A 22259-nucleotide genomic window follows, 5' to 3' on the forward strand; every position below is an offset into this window, starting at 1 on the left:
GTCACCATGTTATGGTTCTCACATGTGACCGGGTCTTTATTGTTTCATTTTATTCAATATGGAATCATTTATTTCCGAGCAGTAATCATGAAGCGTGCCGAGTTGGTACGAATGCCCTTCTCGTCGTGATGTTCTTTCACAAACTGCTGGAATCGCTCGAAGTCAGTGTCTACCTTTCCGAAATCAGGAATGATGGGTGCATGGGTTAGGAGAAACATGAAATCTTCGGGTGTAGCGTAATGCTCCACCACATTATATTCACGGGCCTGAATGTCACGGAAACCTGCTATTTGAAGTTCATGCTTGTATCGTTCCATCAATGTGCCAGGTTGAATGCCAAAACTTTGGCCACGGCCAAAAGCTACTGAAAGGTTGGATTTATCATGTTCGCTGACCTGCTGGGTTAGAAATATCCCACCCTGAGCAAGAACTCTAAATACTTCTGAAGCAGAGAACCTAGAGTGTCTGGAAGATACCACATTAAAGAAGTAATCTGGAAAAGCCAGTTTTTCTGCGTCCATATGAAGAAAGCGTACATTGGAATGACCGTCCGTAGCCTGAAGATTATGCTGTGCGGTCTCAATCATTCCTTGAGCGAGATCAATTCCCACCAGTAATAAGGCATCTTCCGCAATGGACAGAATAGCTTCTCCACCACCTGTTCCAATATCCAGCAACAGATCGGACGATCGCGTATGGCGAACAACTTCCTCATAGAAGTTCCATCCGATGTTCTCCGAGACAACGTTCATGGAGCTGAAGTTCCAGCCATTCGTCCGGCCTACGCGTTCATAAAAGTCATCGTAATCTATTTTGTTTTTCATTTTCATATTCCTCCAATGTGATTTGTTTGAACAGGACAAAAGAGTTATGCCAAATCGTTCTAATGTAAATGGTCGAATAGGATCAAATGGACAGACGTGTCCCTTGATAGCTGGTACGCGTTTTGACCCAGCCCGACGACTAATTACTTCGAACAATACGGAGCAACATCCGTGTCACCTCACAAGTTGGAATGTCTCCATTATATTCAATTGACAGCGTATTCGCGAGGTGTTATTTTGAGGTGGAATGTATTCTATGAGTTCGAGGTGATCGATGGTGGCTATTCGTGCTAAGCAGATTTTTGTTAATTTACCTGTCCAAGATTTGAAGAAATCCGTTGAGTTTTTTACCAAGGTGGGATTTGAGTTTAATGCCAATTTTACGGACGAGTCTGCTACTTGTATGATCATCGGGGAAAATATTTACGCCATGCTTCTGGTGGAGGAACGTTTCCAATCCTTCATTTCAAAAAAAATCTCCAATGCCGCCGATACAACCGAAGTCATCGTTGCCCTGTCTGTAGATAGCCGTGAGCAGGTAGATGTGATTGTACAAGCTGCCCTCGATGCAGGAGGGAAGCCATCCAACGAACCACAGGATCACGGATTTATGTACGGATGGAGTTTTCAGGATCTGGATGATCACCTGTGGGAAGTTTCCTATATGGATCTCAGCGCTTTTCCTTCGGAGTAATAAAATGAAAATAACTAGAGCCTTCCTAGATTAATAGGAAGGCTTTTTTGCATCCAGTATGACTCGTTTAAACATGATATCTACAGAACATATGGTGTAATATTCCTTTTTGCTATATGATAATTATCGATTCATGTTGGTGTTTTTTAGCAATTGATGCGATAGGCGAACCCCGGGAAAGCGAAGTATACATATGTTCTTAAGTGGAGGGATCAGGGTGTATTGTCATGTATGTGGGACCAAAAACAGTCCGGCGGATAACACGTGCAGAAAGTGTAGAACCAAATTGAAAGAAACAAGCTCTACAGAGGAACAGATCTGGGCAGAAACAGCCATTGACTTGGATAAAGGAACGCAAAAAGCAATTGATTCGTTGTCCCGTCAGCAGCAACCAGCTTCCAAACAGGGAAATACGGGTCAAGGCCTTGCATTTAGCTGGATTATTCCCATACTTCTGGCAGTAGTTGTCGGAGCTTTGCTAACGTATTATTACAAGCAGGAAACAGGTATAAATGCAGAGGTTAAATCACTGCACCAACAGGCGGAACAGGCTGCACTAGAGGGGAAATATAAAGAGGCTCTCCAACTGCTGGACAGCGCTCTAACGAAACGACCGAACTATGATGCACTTATACAGGATCGGCAAATTACGGCGAAGGCGTTCAACTTGATGAATCAGTTGGATGAGGCGTCCACAAGTCTGAAGACAGGAAAGCTGTCCGCAGGAGACAAGACCATTCAGGCTGTAGCCAAAGCGTTGATGGAGCGGGAAGAACCTGTTTTTGCCAAAGTGCGTGCCGCATTCAACAACAGAAAGGTAACACTGGCCGTATTGAAGGTGAAAAAGGAAATCGACAGTTTGACAACAATTGAGGCACTAGCCGAGAAGTTGGACACCATATCAGACTTGAAAGGCAAGGAAGCTGAGACAGTAGAGAAGCAAATTGTCGACAAGCTCGCAAGCATAAGTTATAAAGAGGCGGAACAGCAAGTAAAGCAAAAGAATTTCACAATTGCGTTACAAACGGTCGACCAGGGATTGTCCTATGCGCCGGAAAATGAAAAACTGACTTCGTATCGTGAACGGGTGCTCAGTGAAAAAAAGGCATTTGAAAAAGCGGAAGCGGATCGGATTCAACTGGCGGAGCAACAGGCTGCAGAAGAAGATCTGATGAATCGAACGGCGGCAGTAAGTGTCGTGAACGTTGATGCGACGCTTGATATGTACGGGGATCTTTATATTAGCGGTTCATTGATCAATAATGCAACTCGTCCGATCTCTTCCATTACAGTGTTGATTGATATTTATAATATAGACGGTATATATCTGGGCCAAACTTATGCAGATGTGTATCCAAGCTGGCTGGATGTGGGGGAAGAAGGTTTTTTTGAAACCTATTATTATGGTGTGTACGAGGAAGCGGAAATCTCTGTTGTGAATGCAACGTGGTATCTCGAATAGGAGGACAGGTTGGAATGACCAAACGAACATGGAGTATGATCATATCCAGTGCTATTATCATTGGTGCTGGAGCAGGGGGCGTGTTCTGGATACACCAGCATTCAGCAGATCAGTTGCAGGATGGGCCCAGACTGGCAGTTGTTGTCGCGAAGGAAACGGAAAATGCGGCAGCCACGACTGCCTCCAAGCAACCTGTGAAGAAGACACGCAAACAGATTATAGAAGAAAGCCAGAAGAAAGTTGTAACGATCGAGAGTAGCAGCGGATTGGGCTCCGGTTTTCTCTACAATGATCAGGGAGATGTCGTGACCAATGCCCATGTAGTGGAGGGGGCGAATGAAGTAACTATTCGGACCTTGAACCATGAGGAATATAAGGGGACGGTTATTGGTATTGGTGATGAAACAGACGTAGCTGTAGTCAGAGTTCCTGATTTGAAAAAAGTTAAGCCGTTAATCATCGCCAAATCCAAAGCTGAGACCGGAGACGAGATTCTGGCATTGGGTAGTCCACTTGGGCTAGAGAACACCGTAACAACCGGAATCATCAGTGGGTTGGGGCGTAGCTTTGAAATAGCGCCTTACATCTATAGTAACCTCTATCAGATCTCGGCACCAATAACCCATGGCAACAGTGGTGGACCACTCATTAGTGCGGAGACTGGTGAAGTGATCGGCATTAATTCGGCGGTTGTGGAACAGGAGGGGGGAATAGGATTCAGTATTCCTATGACTAGTGTGCTCAAGCAGGTTCAGGCATGGTCCAAAAATCCTTCTGGCACAACGTCGGTGCGGACGGCTGGAGATACTCACTTGGGTTCAGCCACTAAGACATTGCAAGCAGAAGGAATTGTAACGGACTTTTATGCAAGTCTTAATCTGAGTGATTATGTCACCGCTTATGCACTGCTCGGAAGCGAGTGGCAGAGTGCTACAACATATGCCAAGTTCAGAGAAGGATATCTGAATACAAGTGAGGTGACCATCAGTGAGGTATCCTCAGTCAATAAAGGCGATGACGAGATGGAAGTGAAGGCAATGATTACAGCAAATGAACGCAAAGATGGGGAATATATACTATCGCAATATCGGGTCGAGTATCAGTTGGGTTATGAGAATGGTCAACTGAAGATATTGCATGGTAAAGGTAAAAAAGTGAAATGATTGTTGAGGGAGAGTAGGCATGAGTGCCAATTCTCCTTTTTCATTGCTTATATTGGGTGCATCTGTTAAAATACAGAACGAATGTTCAGTATGGATGGGACGGAGTGAAATGGAATGAATATGAATAAAAAACAACTACAGACTGAGCAGACCAAGAAGAAACTTGCGGATGCTTCCAAAGCCCTTTTTGTACAAAAAGGTTATAAAGCAACGTCCATTGAGGATATTGTAGCTGCGACGGGCAGCAGCAAAGGCAATATATATTACCATTTTAAAAGTAAGGAAGGTCTGTTCCTCTATCTAATCGATGAGTGGGACCGGGAGTGGGAAGAGAGTTGGGCGGCCAAAGAACATCTCTATCGCACCTCCACGGAGAAAATTTATGGTTTGGCGGAACAACTCGTCATGGATGATATGAATCACCCGCTGACGAAGGCAGCTGATGAGTTCTTCACAGGGGAAAAGAAAGAAAATGATATTGAGGAGCGGATCTCCTTAATGTTTGAGCGGCATATTCAATTTAATAAACAAATGATAGAGCAAGGCATTGAGAGCGGTGAGTTCAAAGCAGACAATGTAGATAATCTCGCGCTCATATTGGAAAGTACCATTATTGGCCTTAGTCAGATGTCACGGGGGATGGAGCCTGATCAGGCTCTTGCGTTATACCGCCAGGCCGCTAGTGTATTCTTGCACGGGATTGCAAAAGATAAAGCTTAAGCAACATTTTGACAACTACGGAGGATGGAATCATGGCATTACTAACACGGAACAGGGGCGCACTGCTGCTGTTAATGTTTAATATTTTTCTCGTTTTTACGGGTATTGGTCTGGTTGTACCGATCATGCCTGCGTATATGGATCTACTGCATATCACCGGATTCACGGTTGGATTGCTGGTAGCGGCATTTTCCTTCACCCAGTTTCTGTTCTCCCCGCTTGCGGGTCGTTGGTCGGATACATGGGGACGTAAAAAAATTATCGTTGGCGGCATGCTGATCTTTGCCGTATCCGAGTTTATGTTTGGTGCGGTCAATGCACCAGTCTTGCTCTTCGCAGCCCGGATGTTAGGCGGTATTGGTGCGGCGATGATCTTCCCGGCGGTTATGGCTTACACCGCAGATATTACAACAGAGGAAGAACGCGGCAAAGGTATGGGCTTGATTAATGCAGCGATTACAACCGGATTTATCATCGGTCCGGGAATTGGTGGATACATTGCGGACTTTGGCATTCGAATTCCATTCTACGCCGCTGGGGTTGCCGGTTTGCTGGCATCCATCATTACATTGATTATTTTGCCGGAATCTGCACGAAGTACAGGAGAACAAAGTAAACCTATCCCTGGTTTAACGAAGGCCAAAGCTCCGGGTATGGTATCCCAATTGCTGAATTCATACCGTGAACCGTACTTTTTCAGTTTGATTATTGTATTTGTTATGGCATTTGGTCTAGCGAACTATGAGACGGTATTTTCACTATTTGTGGATCACAAGTTTGGCTTCACGACCAAAGACATTGCATTTATTATTACATTTGGTTCCATCGCAGGTGCGGTTGTGCAAGTATCCCTGATCGGTTGGTTGCTCAATCGATTTGGTGAAAAGATGGTCATTTCAGTCTGTCTGTTATTTGTAGCCGTATTTGTACTGTTGACCTTGTTTGTAAGTACGTACTGGATGATTCTCGTCGTAACGTTTATCGTCTTTCTGGGTATGGATATTTTACGTCCGGCGATCAGTACACAGATGTCCAAACTGGCACAAGAACAACAGGGCTTTGTGGCCGGACTGAACTCGGCGTATACCAGTTTGGGGAATATCGCAGGTCCAATCGTAGCTGGAGCGCTGTTCGATGTGAATATTAACTATCCTTATGTTTCGGCAGCTGCCGTTCTGGCGATCTGTTTCCTGTTATCCCTACGAGTACTCAGAGGGGCCAAAGCGGTAAAACAACCGAAGGCTGAAATGTAATTTTATAATTGGAAAAGAAAGCTTCCATATCAATGCATCAACACCAAAAAAGTCGACTACACATGTTTCATGTGCAGTCGACTTTTTTATTAGTGCGTGTATTAACGAATTTCTCCATTCGTTTCAATCAGTTTTTGATACCAGTGGAAACTCTGTTTGCGGATACGTCTCAATTCCTTGATATCGAATTCCTCACGATCCACATAGATGAATCCATAACGTTTGCTCGACCCTTGATGTGTGCTGACCAGATCGATCGCAGACCAAGGGCAGAAGCCAAATACATCCACGCCGTCCGTAATCGCCAGTTGAATCTGTTCGATATGTTTATTGAAGAATTCAATACGATATGGATCGTTAACGACATCGCCTTCCTCCAGTTTATCAAAGGCACCCAGACCATTTTCCGTAACAATCAATGGCAGGTGATAACGGGAGTAGATCTGGCGCAGGGTAGAGCGGAAGCCCACGGGATCAATTTCCCAGCCAAACTCCGTTTTTTGCAGATTGGGATTCACAGATCCTCTATATGCGCCCGGTTCACCTACGATTTCATGCTGGTCTCCTGTATGGGAGAAGTCATTACCATCGTTCAGGCTTTCACCAACCGTTTGGGAAGTATAATAGTTAAAAGCAATAAAATCAGGGTTTCCTTGAGCCAGGATGTCCATATCTCCGTCTTCAATGACAGGTGTATATCCTTTCTCTTCGAGATAACTCCAGGCAATATGGTTATAACGTCCAAATACCGCCATATCGAGATAGAGCCAGTTACGAATGGCAGCATAGTTATCAGCCGCGAGTGTGTCTTCAGGTTTGGAGCTCGCCGGGTAGATTACACCGATGTTGGGCGCTGGGCCAATTTTGGCTTCAGGCAGCATTTCATGACACAGGACCATAGCTTTAGCTTGAGCAACCAGCATGTGGTGATTTTGCTGATACAGTGTTTTTTGCGGATCAACAAGTGTTGTATCCAGTGTACCCAGAGAGCCGGGATGCAGGATCAGCATATTTTGTTCGTTGATGGTCAGCCAATATTTAACCCGATCTCCGTAGTTCTCATAGAGGGTCTTGGCATATTGTTCAAATGCATCAATCGTTGCACGGTTGGACCAGCCACCTTTTTCTTCAAGCGCATAAGGAAGATCGAAGTGATACATCGTCACTATGGGTTCAATACCGTATCTAATTAACTCATTAATGAGGGAATCGTAAAAGGCGAGGCCCTTCGGATTCACTTCACCTGCGCCTTGCGGATAGATGCGTGTCCATGCGATGGAGAAGCGGTAGGCTTTGAAGCCCATTTCGGCGAGCAACGCCACATCTTCTTTGTACATATGATAGTGATCACTGGTTACCTTGAAGTCGGTTACGCCTTCCACATGATTGCCCATGTCGATGACAGAAGGGCCTTTGCCATCTTCATTCCAGGCTCCCTCAATCTGATAGGCAGAGGTTGAACCTCCCCAGAAAAAATCTTTAGGAAATGGTTTCAGTTGAGTATGTTTCATGGTTAGTTCCTCCTAAATTGAATTCGTATGATATAAGTTGGGTCAGACAACGAGAGTCAGCAGGACATCATTTTTCTGTACCTGCTCTTGAGTTGTTTCGAATACATCCACTTCCTGTTGCGTTAGAGTCACAATGACAGGTGTTACGGTTTCGTATCCGGCTTCCTTGATCTTATCGATGTCAAACTGGATCAACAGATCGCCCTGTCTGACGATATCACCTTCCTGAACGACAGGAGTGAAGTGTTTTCCCTTCAGCGCTACTGTGTTGATGCCAACATGAATCAGGATTTCCGTTCCTGAGTTGGTTGTTAATCCAATAGCATGTCCAGTGGGGAAGAGGGAAGTGACGACACCATCCACGGGAGCAACAACTTCGCCAATCTCAGGAACAATCGCCAAACCTTTGCCCATAGCACCAGTCGAAAAGGCGGGGTCGTTAATTGTACTAAGTGCTACGGCTGTACCTGTGAGCGGGCTATAGATTTGTTCTTTCTTAATCTCCGTTGTTTTGGTCTCAGGCACGACAGGAAGTTCTGCTGGTGTACTTTGAGCCGATGTGTTGGAGACAGATTCATTTGTCCCGGAAACTGTATCTTTGGTTTTGCTTTCGTAACCAAACATCACGGTTAATACCGCTGCTACCGCAAAGGAGCAGGCAATCGCTATCACGTAGACAACCGTTGGTGTATAGACAGGAATGGCAAATATATTGTGGAACACATAAGCAGTCATTTTAACACCAAAGTGACCATTAATGGCACCGCCGATCGCACCTGCGATGACCACGATAGGAATCACACGTTTATAACGCAAGATCAGACCATATACGATTGGTTCAGTTACTCCTGCAAGCAAACCGGTAAGGCTGGTCGAGCCAGCAAGAGTGCGCAGGGTTTTGTTCTTTTTGGCTTTCAGGAAAATACCGAAGGCTACACCGATTTGTGCAAATACAGCTGCAGCAGCCATGGCTTCAATCGGATCGCCGCCAACCCCGATGTTCTGTATCGTGATTGGAGTGAAGCCCCAGTGGAGTCCGAACACAACCATGAAGGTCATGAAACCACCCAGTACAACCCCTGATAATATACCGCTGACACCAATGAGCCAAGTTACGCCGGAAGAGATCCAGTCACCTACCGTGGTGCCAAATGGTCCAAAGGCCATTGCGGACAGAGGAACCATAATCATCAAAGCAATCATCGGTACAAGGAACAATTGCAGGTCTTTCAAAATGATTTTCTTGAGTAACTTATCGAGAACAGCGTAGATACTAATCGATATGAAGATTGGGAATACGCTGGCTGAATAATTCATCATCACAACCGGTATACCCAGGAACGATACATCTGAGCCCTTATCCATCAGCCCGGTGAAGCTCGGTTCCATCAGAGCGGCACCAATTACGCCAGCTACATAAGGATTGGCTTTCAGCTTCATACCCAGTGTGATGCCAAGGAAGATGGGCAAGAAATAAAATACAGCGTTGCCGGCAGCGGATAAAATCAAGTATGTGTCACTTGTATCCGACATCCATCCGAGCATGGTCAGGACAGTCAGCAAAGCTTTTAGCATACCTGATCCTGCCATAGCCGGGATTAATGGCGAGAAACTTCCGGATATAATTTCAAAAACTTTGGATAATAGCGAGGTTTTTTCCCCTGTGGACTCAGCCGATGAGGAGGAATCTCCTCCGAAATCCCGGTTTTTCATAATCTCCGCATATACATGAGCCACGTTACTACCGATGACAACCTGGAACTGGCCGCCGCTTTCAACAACGGTAATAATACCATCGTGTTTTTCAAGCGTTTCGCGTTCGGCCTTTTTGGAATCTTTCAGGTCGAATCTCAGCCGGGTCGCACAGTGGACAAGACCGTTGATATTGGCTTCTCCGCCGACGAGACGAACGATGTCATCCCCCATTTTTTTATGATCCATGTTCATTCTCCTTTGTTGTTAAGATTGCCTGAAAACAAAAAAATACCTAAACGAATGGCTATGATCATCGGAAAGATGACCAGTTGCCAATCATTTAGGTATCGCCTGCTTGAGCAGTAACAATCCTTGTCGTTAAGTTGTGAGACCTACTATATATGACGCCGAAATCGTTTGCAAGCTTTTTTTATTCCGCGTCGAGAAGCTCGTTACGGGAAGTGACACGTTGAATATGGATCGTCAAATACACCTTTTCATCAATGGACATGGCACTTTCAAACTTGTCCTCAAGGTACTGATTGATCCGCTGTGTACACTCAAAAGCGTTGCTATATTTGTCCTTCACCTGTTCATACAGAAAGTTATCTCCAGAAGCAAATTGCTCCTGTTCATTACTCAACATTCGCTGCACAAAATATTGAAGATGGGTAATAAACCGGGAATAATTAAATGAATTTTCATCCAGGGCGATGTGGTAATGGTTGGTCACAATGTTGAAGATATCATCAATAACTTCAGTAATTTCAACGGTTTGTTTCATACCTTGAGCATCTTGACGAGCGTTTACAAAATGCATCGCAATAAAGCTGGCCTCATGTTCATCCATTTGGATGCCGAATTGTTCCTGGATCAGCTCCACAGCGTTCATGCCAATCCCAAACTCCTTCTTGTAAAACTTCTTGATCTGCCACAAAAGGGAATTCTTCAGCCCGACGGATTTACGGTACCGGGTAATGGCAAACTGAATATGATCGATCAATGATATATAGATATTATCACTAAAAATATCGCCCATTTCCTTTTTGGCATGACCCACAATTTCGTCCGCTAACTTCAAATATTCGACCGATGTTTCCCCAATCAGATCAATGAGTTTTTGCGGTATTTTATCCGATTTCAGCACAAAGGTTTTTTCGATTTTATCCTCATCCACAGGCTGTCCGTTTTTCTTTTTGAAGCCAAGACCGTTGCCAATGACAACAAATTCGTGACCAACCTGGTTCTCAGCCCGGATGACATTGTTGTTAAAAATCTGACGGATGATCATATATGTGTTTCACCTCAATTGGTCGTAATAAAAACAAAAAACCCAAACTAAGGCTTAATAGACAGCCTTGGTTTGGGTATCGCCTGCTCACCAGTAACAATCCCGAAGAAGACGCAGCTTCCTCTTTCAATTATGTCCACTATACCGCTTTCATAACAGAATAACAATACAATGATTTATGGAAATGGACGTAAAGACGTGGATTTTTGGTATAATAAGAATTGCTGGAAGTGAATTAGATGGGCTGGGTTGCATAATAAGTTACCGAGGACGGTCATTTTTAAGCATATACAGGATTATTGGAGTGATAACATGAGCAATGCAAAAGGAAAAGGCGGCACCGGCCGTGGTACGGGTAAAAAAGGATGGAACCGTTGGCAAGCCGCTGCTAACCGGGCGAAAAGTGCACCGAAGCCTTATAAAAGTAAAGGCACAAAGAAGAAGGACGATACCGAAACTTCAAGTGGCAAGCCCGAGTAAGTGTGGCTTGACGATGCCAGAGGAGAGAGCTGCCTGACTAACGGGTGGGTCTCTTTTTGCTTGAAAAGATAAAAAATTAAATTGACAGTAATGTAAATATGGTAATAATATAGAGCTTACGCAAATTAGATGGTAGTGCTACTATATAGAGAAAGGAGCAACAGCATGCCTGTTAATATGGATGAAAATCCACTTGGACTGATTCTGTCACGGACGTATCTGGCATACAAAAAAACAACAACCAGAAATCTGAGTGAACAGGATATTACTCCGGAACAATTTGCAGTCTTGAATGAATTGAGCAAGGCTGGAAGTCATATATCACAGAAAAAACTGGCTGAATTAACAGTGCGGGACCAGACAACGGTAGGCAAAATTATAGACAAGTTGATTCGCAAAGGTCTGGTGACAAGAGAAGAAGATCCACAGGATCGCAGAGCGGTTTTGCTTTGTTTGACGGCGGAAGGATTGGAAATGAATAACGTTCTGACACCAAAGGCAAAACAGCAAGAGCAAGAGGCACTCGCCGAATGTTCCCCTGAAGAGCTTGAAGCATTCATGAATGTAATGAATCGCATCTATGAAAAGATGAAATAAATTTTTTTGAGCAATTATGTGCATGTGCATATATATGTAGTGCAATTATTTTAATTTTTACTAATGGGAGCCGTGAACGAATGAAAAGCTTCAAAGATTTTCTTAAAGTGCCACAGACAAAAATAGGGTTGGTTTTTGCATTAATTGTTCCGCTGTTATTTGTTGTGATCTGGATGACGGGTTATCATCAAGCCACGGAGAGAGTGGATCAACTTCAAGTTGCTCTGGTGAACGAAGACGGGATACAGGGAACAGAGGTGCAGAAGCAGATTGAAACGCTCGCGCCTTTCCATGTCAATGTTCTGGGATCTGCCGAGGAAGCTGAGCAACAGATGAATGCAGGTAACTATGCGATGGTTATTGTTATTCCGGAAGGATTCACTGACCAGATTGCAGGAGGCACAGAGGCGAGCTTACCCTTTTATATCAATCAGGGAAATGCCGATGTAGCCAAATCCATTGTGGAACATGCTGCGACCGGAATGACTGCACAAATGGGTCAAGGGATTCTGGAATCCAAGGTTCAAGTGACACTCAATAACGATAGTATAAACAGCGATGAACTGAGTGCAGCTATTGGACAAGCGATGGCGAAGATGAATGAAGGGCCTGTGAAGGCTGAAATTAATAAAACGAACAGCGTGAGTGATTTTGCAACATCGATGTTGCCCATGATTCTGGGTTTTATCACCTATATTGCTTCGATGACTATGAATATTCAGTTTAATATTACGTCGAATATCATGAAGCGTACCCATTCCAAATGGGAAATCTTCTGGGGACGGCAATTGCTGTTATTGTGTATAGCTGTGATTGTTCCCCTAATTGTGGATACAGTAGCTCTTCAGTTCACAGATGTTGCGAGCTCCTTCGGCGCTTTGTATCTGTATCATGTGCTGGTGAGTCTGGCTTGTATCTGTTTTACACAAATGAGTTTTGCCCTGTTTGGCAATGCAGGTCCTCTATTTAATGTAGCGATGGTTCCGCTCCAGTTGATGACAGCAGGAAATATAATTCCAGCCGAGATGCTGGCGCCATTCTACCGTTATATCGGAAACTTTCTGCCCGCTTCCAATGGGGTACAGGGATTTATGCGTTTGATCTATAGTGGAGAAGCAGTTGGGGGATACATGGTTCATCTTCTATTGATCTCGATTATTACGTGGGGAATTACGTTGCTGCGAGTTGGTATGCAAAAAGCAGGTAATGGACAAATGACGATGACGCCTCCAGCATCAGCACAGGCACAACATTAAGAGTTTCCTTCTATATATAATGTAATAACACACAAGAAAGTGGTTCACGTATAGTTATATGCGTGCATCACTTTTTTTGTTTATCTTTTATAATACCTCTACTTATACTCGTGGTAACTTACAGTGCCCCCAGTATCTTGCATGACCTTGATAAAAGGACAACCTAAATTGAGCATATTAATGAAGCTAAAATATAAGAGAGGAGATGTAGGCTAATAAGTTTAAAAGCAATTAGACATGTATTGCGATGTATGAATGGAAAGAATGTCATTTAAGCTATAATAAACTTTAGGCTGGGATAGAGGAGAGCAACATAGTAAAGGTAGTTGATTTGTGGTAAATGAATTTTATTAAATTAAGTATTGTAATTAATATCTATACGTGATATATTATTAATCCGGCCAAGAAAACACGGTTTAACACTGGTGTGGCAAGCGAATTAAATAAGCTTCGAAAGAAACTTAAAAAAAGGGCTTGCAAAGTTGGTTCGGACATGATATTATATAAGAGTTGCTGAAGAGAACGGAATTCGGTAACGAAACAAGTTTGATCTTTGAAAACTGAACAACGAGTGAGTAAACATTCTGCTTGCAGAATGAACGCGAAAGTTTGAAACAAGCCTTGGCTTGAATCAACTGGAGCACAAATGAGATTTTAATCTCGTCAGATTCAAAATGAGCTTATCGCTCTTTTCAATACTTTATTGGAGAGTTTGATCCTGGCTCAGGACGAACGCTGGCGGCATGCCTAATACATGCAAGTCGAGCGGACTTGAAGAGAAGCTTGCTTCTCTGATGGTTAGCGGCGGACGGGTGAGTAACACGTAGGCAACCTGCCCTCAAGTTTGGGACAACTACCGGAAACGGTAGCTAATACCGAATAATTGTTTTCTTCGCCTGAAGGAAACTGGAAAGACGGAGCAATCTGTCACTTGGGGATGGGCCTGCGGCGCATTAGCTAGTTGGTGAGGTAACGGCTCACCAAGGCGACGATGCGTAGCCGACCTGAGAGGGTGATCGGCCACACTGGGACTGAGACACGGCCCAGACTCCTACGGGAGGCAGCAGTAGGGAATCTTCCGCAATGGGCGAAAGCCTGACGGAGCAATGCCGCGTGAGTGATGAAGGTTTTCGGATCGTAAAGCTCTGTTGCCAGGGAAGAACGCTTGGGAGAGTAACTGCTCTCAAGGTGACGGTACCTGAGAAGAAAGCCCCGGCTAACTACGTGCCAGCAGCCGCGGTAATACGTAGGGGGCAAGCGTTGTCCGGAATTATTGGGCGTAAAGCGCGCGCAGGCGGTCATTTAAGTCTGGTGTTTAATCCCGGGGCTCAACCCCGGATCGCACTGGAAACTGGGTGACTTGAGTGCAGAAGAGGAGAGTGGAATTCCACGTGTAGCGGTGAAATGCGTAGATATGTGGAGGAACACCAGTGGCGAAGGCGACTCTCTGGGCTGTAACTGACGCTGAGGCGCGAAAGCGTGGGGAGCAAACAGGATTAGATACCCTGGTAGTCCACGCCGTAAACGATGAGTGCTAGGTGTTAGGGGTTTCGATACCCTTGGTGCCGAAGTTAACACATTAAGCACTCCGCCTGGGGAGTACGGTCGCAAGACTGAAACTCAAAGGAATTGACGGGGACCCGCACAAGCAGTGGAGTATGTGGTTTAATTCGAAGCAACGCGAAGAACCTTACCAGGTCTTGACATCTGAATGACCGGTGCAGAGATGTACCTTTTCTTCGGAACATTCAAGACAGGTGGTGCATGGTTGTCGTCAGCTCGTGTCGTGAGATGTTGGGTTAAGTCCCGCAACGAGCGCAACCCTTATATTTAGTTGCCAGCACTTCGGGTGGGCACTCTAGATAGACTGCCGGTGACAAACCGGAGGAAGGTGGGGATGACGTCAAATCATCATGCCCCTTATGACCTGGGCTACACACGTACTACAATGGCCGGTACAACGGGCTGCGAAATCGCGAGATGGAGCCAATCCCAACAAAGCCGGTCTCAGTTCGGATTGCAGGCTGCAACTCGCCTGCATGAAGTCGGAATTGCTAGTAATCGCGGATCAGCATGCCGCGGTGAATACGTTCCCGGGTCTTGTACACACCGCCCGTCACACCACGAGAGTTTATAACACCCGAAGTCGGTGGGGTAACCGCAAGGAGCCAGCCGCCGAAGGTGGGATAGATGATTGGGGTGAAGTCGTAACAAGGTAGCCGTATCGGAAGGTGCGGCTGGATCACCTCCTTTCTATGGAGAATCGTTTCCTGCAACGGAAACATTCAAAACTGCAGCTTAGCTGCAAAACACTCACTCGTTGTTCGGTTTTGAGAGCTCAAACTCTCAAACAGCTTGCTTTTGCATGGAGCTTGTTCTTTGAAAACTAGATATCGAAACGAAACAAACGCGAATTAGAACATTCCTTTTTAGCTGAACTTGTGTTAAACAAGTTTTAATAAAAACGGTAGTTAAATTGCTTTTGCGATGGTATTGAATGGGAGCGACTTTTGGCTTTGCGTAAGCAAACCAAGGGAAGCGAGCAGTCAAAATCCGGAGCAATATGGTTAAGCTACTAAGAGCACACGGAGGATGCCTAGGCGCTAGGAGCCGATGAAGGACGTGGCGAACAACGAAACTGCCTCGGGGAGCTGTAAGCAAGCTTTGATCCGGGGGTGTCCGAATGGGGAAACCCAGCTGGGGTAATTTCCAGTTACTCACAACTGAATACATAGGTTGTGTAGAGGCATACCAGGGGAACTGAAACATCTAAGTACCCTGAGGAAGAGAAAACAATAGTGATTCCGTCAGTAGCGGCGAGCGAACGCGGAGAAGCCCAAACCAGAGAGCTTGCTCTTTGGGGTTGTGGGACGTCTCACATGGAGTTACAAAGGAACCGGTTAAGCGAAGAGGTCTGGAAAGGCCCGCCAAAGAAGGTAAAAGCCCTGTAGTTGAAAGTTGGTTCCCTCCGAGACGGATCCCGAGTAGTGCGGGGCACGTGAAACCCCGTATGAATCCGGCAGGACCATCTGCCAAGGCTAAATACTTCCTAGCGACCGATAGTGAAGCAGTACCGTGAGGGAAAGGTGAAAAGCACCCCGGAAGGGGAGTGAAATAGAACCTGAAACCGTGTGCTTACAAAAAGTCAGAGCCCGTTTTAGGGGTGATGGCGTGCCTTTTGTAGAATGAACCGGCGAGTTACGTTCCCGTGCAAGGTTAAGGTGAAGAGCCGGAGCCGCAGCGAAAGCGAGTCTGAATAGGGCGACTTAGTACGTGGACGTAGACCCGAAACCGGGTGATCTACCCCTGTCCAGGGTGAAGGTGCGGTAACACGCACTGGAGGCCCGAACCCACGCATGTTGAAAAATGCGGGGATGAGGTGGGGGTAGCGGAGAAATTCCAATCGAACTCGGAGATAGCTGGTTCTCCCCGAAATAGCTTTAGGGCTAGCCTCGGAAAACAGAGTCGTGGAGGTAGAGCACTGATTGGGTGCGGGGCCCGCAAGGGTTACCAAGCTCAGTCAAACTCCGAATGCCATAGACTTACTTCCGGGAGTCAGACAGTGAGTGCTAAGATCCATTGTCAAAAGGGAAACAGCCCAGACCATCAGCTAAGGTCCCCAAGTGTGTGTTAAGTGGGAAAGGATGTGGAGTTGCACAGACAACCAGGATGTTGGCTTAGAAGCAGCCACCATTGAAAGAGTGCGTAATAGCTCACTGGTCGAGTGACTCTGCGCCGAAAATGTAACGGGGCTAAACACACCACCGAAGCTATGGCTTGATGCTTTGCATCAGGGGTAGGGGAGCGTTGTATAAGGGTTGAAGGTGTACCGTAAGGAGCGCTGGACATTATACAAGTGAGAATGCCGGTATGAGTAACGAAAAGATCAGTGAGAATCTGATCCGCCGAAAGCCTAAGGGTTCCTGAGGAAGGCTCGTCCGCTCAGGGTAAGTCGGGACCTAAGGCGAGGCCGAAAGGCGTAGTCGAAGGACAACAGGTCGAAATTCCTGTACCACCGTAAGCCGTTATGAGCAATGGGGGGACGCAGTAGGGTAGTGACGCGGACTGATGGATGTCCGTCTAAGCAGTAAGGCTGATGTGTAGGCAAATCCGCACATTGTAAGGCTGAGCTGTGATGGGGAGCGAAAATTATAGTAGCGAAGGTCATGATCTCACACTGCCAAGAAAAGCCTCTAGCCAGGTGATGGTGCCCGTACCGCAAACCGACACAGGTAGGCGAGAAGAGTATTCTAAGGCGCGCGGAAGAACTCTCGTTAAGGAACTCGGCAAAATGACCCCGTAACTTCGGGAGAAGGGGTGCCCCGGTAGTGTGAATAGCACGAGGGGGCCGCAGTGAAAAGGCCCAAGCGACTGTTTAGCAAAAACACAGGTCTGTGCGAAGCCGTAAGGCGAAGTATACGGGCTGACGCCTGCCCGGTGCTGGAAGGTTAAGGGGAGTGGTTAGGAGCAATCCGAAGCTGTGAACCGAAGCCCCAGTAAACGGCGGCCGTAACTATAACGGTCCTAAGGTAGCGAAATTCCTTGTCAGGTAAATTCTGACCCGCACGAATGGCGTAACGACTTGGGCGCTGTCTCAACGAGAGATCCGGTGAAATTTTAATACCTGTGAAGATGCAGGTTACCCGCGACAAGACGGAAAGACCCCATGGAGCTTTACTGCAGCTTGATATTGAATTTGGGTACGATCTGTACAGGATAGGTGGGAGCCTTTGAAACGTGAGCGCCAGCTTGCGTGGAGGCAACGTTGGGATACCACCCTGATCGTATCTAGGTTCTAACCTGGTACCGTAATCCGGTGCGGGGACAGTGTCAGGTGGGCAGTTTGACTGGGGCGGTCGCCTCCTAAAGAGTAACGGAGGCGCCCAAAGGTTCCCTCAGAATGGTTGGAAATCATTCGAAGAGTGCAAAGGCATAAGGGAGCTTGACTGCGAGACCTACAAGTCGAGCAGGGACGAAAGTCGGGCTTAGTGATCCGGTGGTACCGCATGGAAGGGCCATCGCTCAACGGATAAAAGCTACCCTGGGGATAACAGGCTTATCTCCCCCAAGAGTCCACATCGACGGGGAGGTTTGGCACCTCGATGTCGGCTCATCGCATCCTGGGGCTGAAGTAGGTCCCAAGGGTTGGGCTGTTCGCCCATTAAAGCGGTACGCGAGCTGGGTTCAGAACGTCGTGAGACAGTTCGGTCCCTATCTGTCGTGGGCGTAGGAAATTTGAGAGGAGCTGTCCTTAGTACGAGAGGACCGGGATGGACGTACCGCTGGTGTACCAGTTGTTCCGCCAGGAGCACCGCTGGGTAGCTATGTACGGACGGGATAAACGCTGAAAGCATCTAAGCGTGAAGCCCCCCTCAAGATGAGATTTCCCAGTATGTAAGACCCCTTGAAGACGACGAGGTAGATAGGCTGGGGGTGGAAGTGCAGCAATGCATGGAGCTGACCAGTACTAATCGGTCGAGGGCTTATCCAATTAGCAAGTTGTAATTCGCGTGTTTCGTTTCGAATCTAGTTTTCAGAGAACAACAACTCTGAAATGTAAGCTAAGCTATGCGTTTGGTGGCGATGGCGGAGGGGTTCCACACGTACCCATCCCGAACACGACCGTTAAGCCCTCTAGCGCCGATGGTACTTGGACCGCAGGGTCCTGGGAGAGTAGGACGCCGCCAAGCAATCTAAAGACACACTTGATGATATCGAGTGTGTTTTTTTTATTTTAATGTAATTCAATAGTTGTGATTTGACTTGTTATATACATAAAATACTGGCGTTCCAATCCTTAAAGCTGTGATACAATAGGTGAGGTCTATATAGAAAACGGAAACACGCATAAGTACGAGGAGGAACAGTGAACACGATGAAATCAGCCCCGTTTATTGCCGTGGAAGGTCCAATCGGAGCGGGGAAAACAACGCTGGCAACGATGCTTTCCCATGAATTGAATCTTCCGTTAGTTAAAGAAATCGTAGAAGAGAATCCATTTCTGGCTTCCTTTTATCAGGATATCGACGAGTGGAGTTTCCAATTGGAAATGTTTTTTCTGTGTAATCGGTTTAAACAACTGGAAGACACGGGCGTTCATTATGTAGAGCAGAGTACCCCAGTCATTTCAGACTATCATATCTATAAAAATATGATTTTTGCCGATCGTACCTTAAAGGGAACGAAACGGGATAAATATCGTCAAATCTATCATCTGTTAACAGATGATCTGCCAAAGCCCAACCTGGTGCTCTATATTGAAGCTGAACTCGATACGTTGATGTACCGCATTAACAAGCGTGGACGCTCATTTGAGCAGGATATGGACCCGGCATATATGGAACAACTGATCGCCGATTACAAAACAGGCATGGACTATCTGGCAAATAGCTCAAATCCGCCAGTAATCATTAAGGTCAATGCAGAGCAACTCGACTTTGTGGAACATCCTGAACACTTCAGGCAAATTGTTAATCAGGTAAAGGAGTATATCATATGAATAACTATGGCATTCCAACGAATGCATTAATTACGGTAGCAGGTACGGTTGGGGTGGGCAAATCCACGTTAACGGCTGCACTTGCGCAACGTTTGAACTTCAAGACCTCTCTAGAGCAAGTTGATCATAATCCATATTTGGAGAAGTTCTATCATGACTTTGAGCGTTGGAGCTTCCATCTGCAGATTTATTTCCTGGCAGAGCGATTCAAGGAACAGAAAAAGATTTTTGAACTGGGTGGCGGATTCGTACAGGATCGTTCTATCTATGAAGATACGGGCATTTTTGCACAAATGCATGCAGATCAAGGAACCATGTCTGCTACAGATTTCGAGACATACAGCAGTTTATTTGAAGCGATGGTAATGACACCGTATTTCCCACATCCAGACGTGCTGATCTATCTGGAAGGCAGTCTGCCTTCGATTTTAAACCGTATTACGGAACGCGGACGCGAGATGGAGATTCAGACGGACCGTTCGTACTGGGAACACATGCACGAGCGCTATTCCGTGTGGATTGATCAGTTTACAGCTTGCCCTGTGCTGCGTCTGAACATTGATGAGTATGATGTGCATGATCCGGCATCGGTGGATGCCATTTTTGCACAGATTGCAGCTGTCATTCAGCCTTCCAAGGAAGTGCAAAGGTAAGATAGAGAGAGGTTTTCAATGTAGTTTTCTCGGTTACATTGGTTATATTTATGATACAGATATGGACAACATCCCTTCTACGGCTATTATGCTGTTGGAGGGGTGTTTTTTTATGTGCCAAGGGAATAATTATGAGAGGTTTGTGGACAAAACTAAAATGATATTCGAGCGAATAAGGAAATAGATGCTTAATATATCTTTTCTATTATGTAAATACATGGTACCAAAAGTAGAAAAATGTTGAATAATAAGTCTTTTTGTGGTTTCATAGGAAAGGTGAATTCTGGAAAAGAAGCATATGCATGACTCAGGAGGGAAAGACAACGTGGAAGAGAAACAAGGAGTTAAAATCGGTATGCCGATCATTGGTGGCTTAATTGCAGCCATTCTGGGAGGCATCGTATGGGCAGCTATTGCTGCAATGACCGATTATGAGGTGGGATTAATTGCGATTCTGATTGGAGCGCTCACAGGTTACGCAGTTGTGTTGTTCTCCAATAAACAAATTGCGACGGTACATAAGATTATTGCCGTACTGTTTGCACTTGTCGGCATTTTGTTGGGGAAATATCTGACGGTGGTTTATTTTACTTCCGAACTGTTTGGTGATGTAGGCGTGATGGAACTTGTGTTTGATAGCGAGATGATCAGTGCGTTTGTGGAAACCTTCCAGGACTATTTCAGTCAACCGATTGATTTGTTATTCATCGTGCTTGCGATTGTGTCTGCATGGCAGATTCCTGGCCGGATGGCGAGAACCAGTTTAGCTACAGATGCATCTTCATCGGATCATGCGCCAAGAGCTTAATCGGATAGACAGTCGACGGCTGCAGCAAAATGAAGAACGTTTGACAGAAGAAACTTAATGCTCATCATCCTAAGCACTTATGAAGTTATATTGAAGGACTGGAAGCAGAAGAAAAACATAGTAAAGAGCATCTACTTTAAAAGATATTTATAAAGTACTCAGAGTGAGCAGCAGTTAGGCATGTTCACATTGCGGCTGAGTTACTTTCATACATAGGGACGATACGCCTGAGGGTGTACGTCCCTTTTGTGTATCCACCAGGTAGGGATGGATATGGCTCATAACTTTTGCAACAATTCGGATTGATTTAAATTACTTACCACATAACTCTAGTAAATATTCAGCATGTTCATAAGGTTAATTACAAGAACGATATGGTCACCCCAGGAGGTAGGTTCAAATATCCGAAGGGTCATTTACTGGGAATAAAGCTGATGACGAGAATATTTTTACCTTTACAGGATAGGGGGTTAACTTCTAGACTATCGTTTACAGTACACATCTGAGGACAATGAGAATTGAATAATACTATATGTGGTCGAAGACAGGTCTATATTATTTGTTTTGGTCAGCAAATACAGCCATAGCATCTCTCATAAATACTGCCAAACCATCGCCAAACTGATCAATATTGCGTTTGAAGCGTTCATCGTCCACGTACATCTGACCGAGTCCCCTGAAGGCTTCAGGCGAGTAGCTTCCCATCTGGTTCAGCAAGGTGTACCATTCTTGAATACCGGCCTGTGCCTCCGCAGATGCTGGTTCTGTGTGACGAAGTGAAGCCAGATGTTTGTAGATTTTGTTCATTTGATCGGATAGAGCCTTCTGATCTGTGGTTGATTTACTGTGCAGCTTCTGATTTGCGTGATCGACGGCATGGTCTCCCCAACGTTCCCGCGCTTCTTGTTCATACGGATTCTGGCTAAAATCAAATCCTTCGAATTGTTCTTTGGCTGTCATTTTAATTTCTCCTCTCACGTGTAAAACCGTTCTATCAATGGTAGCAATCATCTGGTCCAAGCGTTGGCGCTTCTCCAGCAGTATAAGTCGATGCATTTTAAGTGCTTCTTCCGGATTGAAGGAGGGGTTGGTTATAATGTTTTTGATCTCCTTCAGAGAGAAGTCGAGTTCCTTGAAAAACAATATTTGCTGCAACCGTTCCAGGTTGGCATCTGAATATAATCGATATCCGGCAGAAGTTACTTCGTCCGGTGTTAACAATCCGATCTCATCATAGTGATGCAGTGTGCGCACACTGATCGAGGCAAGTTCGGCAACTTCTTTTACCTTCATGGCCATGTGTGAAACCTCCTTACAACACCGATTGTACAGTGTGACGTTACGTGAGAGTCA

Annotated in this window: 16 protein-coding genes and 3 rRNA genes; 14 read left to right on the forward strand and 5 right to left on the reverse strand. The window is 45.6% G+C overall.

Annotated elements, in window-relative coordinates; genetic code table 11:
- Positions 1–68 precede the first annotated feature (68 nt).
- Positions 69–824: a class I SAM-dependent methyltransferase gene (locus MKY95_RS04520; RefSeq protein ID WP_127546731.1), complete on the reverse strand. Its 756-nt coding sequence runs from the start codon at positions 822–824 to the stop codon at positions 69–71.
- 277 nt (positions 825–1101) lie between these two features.
- Between MKY95_RS04520 and MKY95_RS04525 the strand changes: the two genes are divergently transcribed.
- The 5 genes from MKY95_RS04525 to MKY95_RS04545 all read left to right on the forward strand — a co-directional run bounded on the left by MKY95_RS04525 (position 1102) and on the right by MKY95_RS04545 (position 6116).
- A complete protein-coding gene (locus MKY95_RS04525) occupies positions 1102–1518 on the forward strand; it encodes a VOC family protein (protein ID WP_101314792.1) in 417 nt (138 codons plus the stop codon).
- A gap of 286 nt (positions 1519–1804) precedes the next feature.
- On the forward strand, positions 1805–2980 hold the full coding sequence (locus MKY95_RS04530) for an FxLYD domain-containing protein (protein ID WP_180361870.1): 1176 nt from the start codon (positions 1805–1807) through the stop codon (positions 2978–2980).
- 14 nt (positions 2981–2994) lie between these two features.
- Positions 2995–4143, forward strand: coding sequence for a trypsin-like peptidase domain-containing protein (locus tag MKY95_RS04535; protein ID WP_339197136.1), 1149 nt, complete (start codon positions 2995–2997; stop codon positions 4141–4143).
- Between the two features lie 120 nt (positions 4144–4263).
- Entirely contained in the window at positions 4264–4863 is a 600-nt protein-coding gene (locus tag MKY95_RS04540; RefSeq protein ID WP_036606079.1) for a TetR/AcrR family transcriptional regulator, read from the forward strand.
- Positions 4864–4895: 32 nt separating this feature from the next.
- On the forward strand, positions 4896–6116 hold the full coding sequence (locus MKY95_RS04545) for an MFS transporter (RefSeq protein WP_062327247.1): 1221 nt from the start codon (positions 4896–4898) through the stop codon (positions 6114–6116).
- 101 nt (positions 6117–6217) lie between these two features.
- Here the strand turns inward: MKY95_RS04545 and MKY95_RS04550 are convergent, their stop codons facing one another.
- The 3 genes from MKY95_RS04550 to MKY95_RS04560 all read right to left on the reverse strand — a co-directional run bounded on the left by MKY95_RS04550 (position 6218) and on the right by MKY95_RS04560 (position 10613).
- Positions 6218–7627, reverse strand: coding sequence for a glycoside hydrolase family 1 protein (locus MKY95_RS04550; RefSeq protein WP_339197139.1), 1410 nt, complete (start codon positions 7625–7627; stop codon positions 6218–6220).
- Between the two features lie 42 nt (positions 7628–7669).
- Positions 7670–9568, reverse strand: coding sequence for a beta-glucoside-specific PTS transporter subunit IIABC (locus tag MKY95_RS04555; RefSeq protein ID WP_339197142.1), 1899 nt, complete (start codon positions 9566–9568; stop codon positions 7670–7672).
- Positions 9569–9752: 184 nt separating this feature from the next.
- Positions 9753–10613, reverse strand: coding sequence for a PRD domain-containing protein (locus MKY95_RS04560; protein ID WP_036668276.1), 861 nt, complete (start codon positions 10611–10613; stop codon positions 9753–9755).
- Between the two features lie 312 nt (positions 10614–10925).
- On the opposite strand from MKY95_RS04560, the gene MKY95_RS04565 reads away from it, so the two are divergent.
- From MKY95_RS04565 to MKY95_RS04605, 9 genes are all read left to right on the forward strand, one after another.
- Complete coding sequence (locus tag MKY95_RS04565; RefSeq protein WP_074093608.1) at positions 10926–11093, forward strand: DUF3934 family protein; 168 nt, start codon at positions 10926–10928, stop codon at positions 11091–11093.
- Between the two features lie 165 nt (positions 11094–11258).
- Positions 11259–11690, forward strand: coding sequence for a MarR family transcriptional regulator (locus MKY95_RS04570; RefSeq protein ID WP_036605963.1), 432 nt, complete (start codon positions 11259–11261; stop codon positions 11688–11690).
- Positions 11691–11770: 80 nt separating this feature from the next.
- Positions 11771–12946, forward strand: a complete 1176-nt coding sequence (locus MKY95_RS04575; RefSeq protein ID WP_076319960.1) for an ABC transporter permease — start codon at positions 11771–11773, stop codon at positions 12944–12946.
- A 700-nt stretch (positions 12947–13646) separates the two neighbouring features.
- Positions 13647–15199 (forward strand): 16S ribosomal RNA (locus tag MKY95_RS04580).
- 312 nt (positions 15200–15511) lie between these two features.
- Positions 15512–18437 (forward strand): 23S ribosomal RNA (locus MKY95_RS04585).
- Positions 18438–18519: 82 nt separating this feature from the next.
- Positions 18520–18636: ribosomal RNA gene (rrf, locus tag MKY95_RS04590) — 5S ribosomal RNA — on the forward strand.
- The 16S, 23S and 5S rRNA genes sit together here, the layout of an rRNA operon.
- A gap of 185 nt (positions 18637–18821) precedes the next feature.
- Positions 18822–19445, forward strand: a complete 624-nt coding sequence (locus tag MKY95_RS04595; RefSeq protein WP_036613258.1) for a deoxynucleoside kinase — start codon at positions 18822–18824, stop codon at positions 19443–19445.
- On the forward strand, positions 19442–20098 hold the full coding sequence (locus MKY95_RS04600; protein WP_036613256.1) for a deoxynucleoside kinase: 657 nt from the start codon (positions 19442–19444) through the stop codon (positions 20096–20098). Before MKY95_RS04595 ends, MKY95_RS04600 begins: the two co-directional genes overlap by 4 nt.
- A gap of 325 nt (positions 20099–20423) precedes the next feature.
- Positions 20424–20906, forward strand: a complete 483-nt coding sequence (locus MKY95_RS04605) for a hypothetical protein (protein WP_051447298.1) — start codon at positions 20424–20426, stop codon at positions 20904–20906.
- Between the two features lie 555 nt (positions 20907–21461).
- Here MKY95_RS04605 and MKY95_RS04610 read toward each other — a convergent pair.
- A complete protein-coding gene (locus MKY95_RS04610; RefSeq protein WP_339197148.1) occupies positions 21462–22205 on the reverse strand; it encodes a MerR family transcriptional regulator in 744 nt (247 codons plus the stop codon).
- Positions 22206–22259 lie beyond the last annotated feature (54 nt).

The organism is Paenibacillus sp. FSL P4-0176 (genome assembly GCF_037975265.1).
Taxonomy (GTDB): Bacteria; Bacillota; Bacilli; order Paenibacillales; family Paenibacillaceae; genus Paenibacillus; species Paenibacillus amylolyticus.

Coding starts and splice junctions, on each gene's coding strand:
- MKY95_RS04520 (WP_127546731.1), bottom strand. CDS start 824: ATGAAAAACAAAATAGATTACGATGACTTTTATGAACGCGTAGGCCGG.
- MKY95_RS04535 (WP_339197136.1), top strand. CDS start 2,995: ATGACCAAACGAACATGGAGTATGATCATATCCAGTGCTATTATCATT.
- MKY95_RS04540 (WP_036606079.1), top strand. CDS start 4,264: ATGAATAAAAAACAACTACAGACTGAGCAGACCAAGAAGAAACTTGCG.
- MKY95_RS04545 (WP_062327247.1), top strand. CDS start 4,896: ATGGCATTACTAACACGGAACAGGGGCGCACTGCTGCTGTTAATGTTT.
- MKY95_RS04550 (WP_339197139.1), bottom strand. CDS start 7,627: ATGAAACATACTCAACTGAAACCATTTCCTAAAGATTTTTTCTGGGGA.
- MKY95_RS04555 (WP_339197142.1), bottom strand. CDS start 9,568: ATGGATCATAAAAAAATGGGGGATGACATCGTTCGTCTCGTCGGCGGA.
- MKY95_RS04560 (WP_036668276.1), bottom strand. CDS start 10,613: ATGATCATCCGTCAGATTTTTAACAACAATGTCATCCGGGCTGAGAAC.
- MKY95_RS04565 (WP_074093608.1), top strand. CDS start 10,926: ATGAGCAATGCAAAAGGAAAAGGCGGCACCGGCCGTGGTACGGGTAAA.
- MKY95_RS04570 (WP_036605963.1), top strand. CDS start 11,259: ATGCCTGTTAATATGGATGAAAATCCACTTGGACTGATTCTGTCACGG.
- MKY95_RS04575 (WP_076319960.1), top strand. CDS start 11,771: ATGAAAAGCTTCAAAGATTTTCTTAAAGTGCCACAGACAAAAATAGGG.
- MKY95_RS04595 (WP_036613258.1), top strand. CDS start 18,822: ATGAAATCAGCCCCGTTTATTGCCGTGGAAGGTCCAATCGGAGCGGGG.
- MKY95_RS04600 (WP_036613256.1), top strand. CDS start 19,442: ATGAATAACTATGGCATTCCAACGAATGCATTAATTACGGTAGCAGGT.
- MKY95_RS04610 (WP_339197148.1), bottom strand. CDS start 22,205: ATGGCCATGAAGGTAAAAGAAGTTGCCGAACTTGCCTCGATCAGTGTG.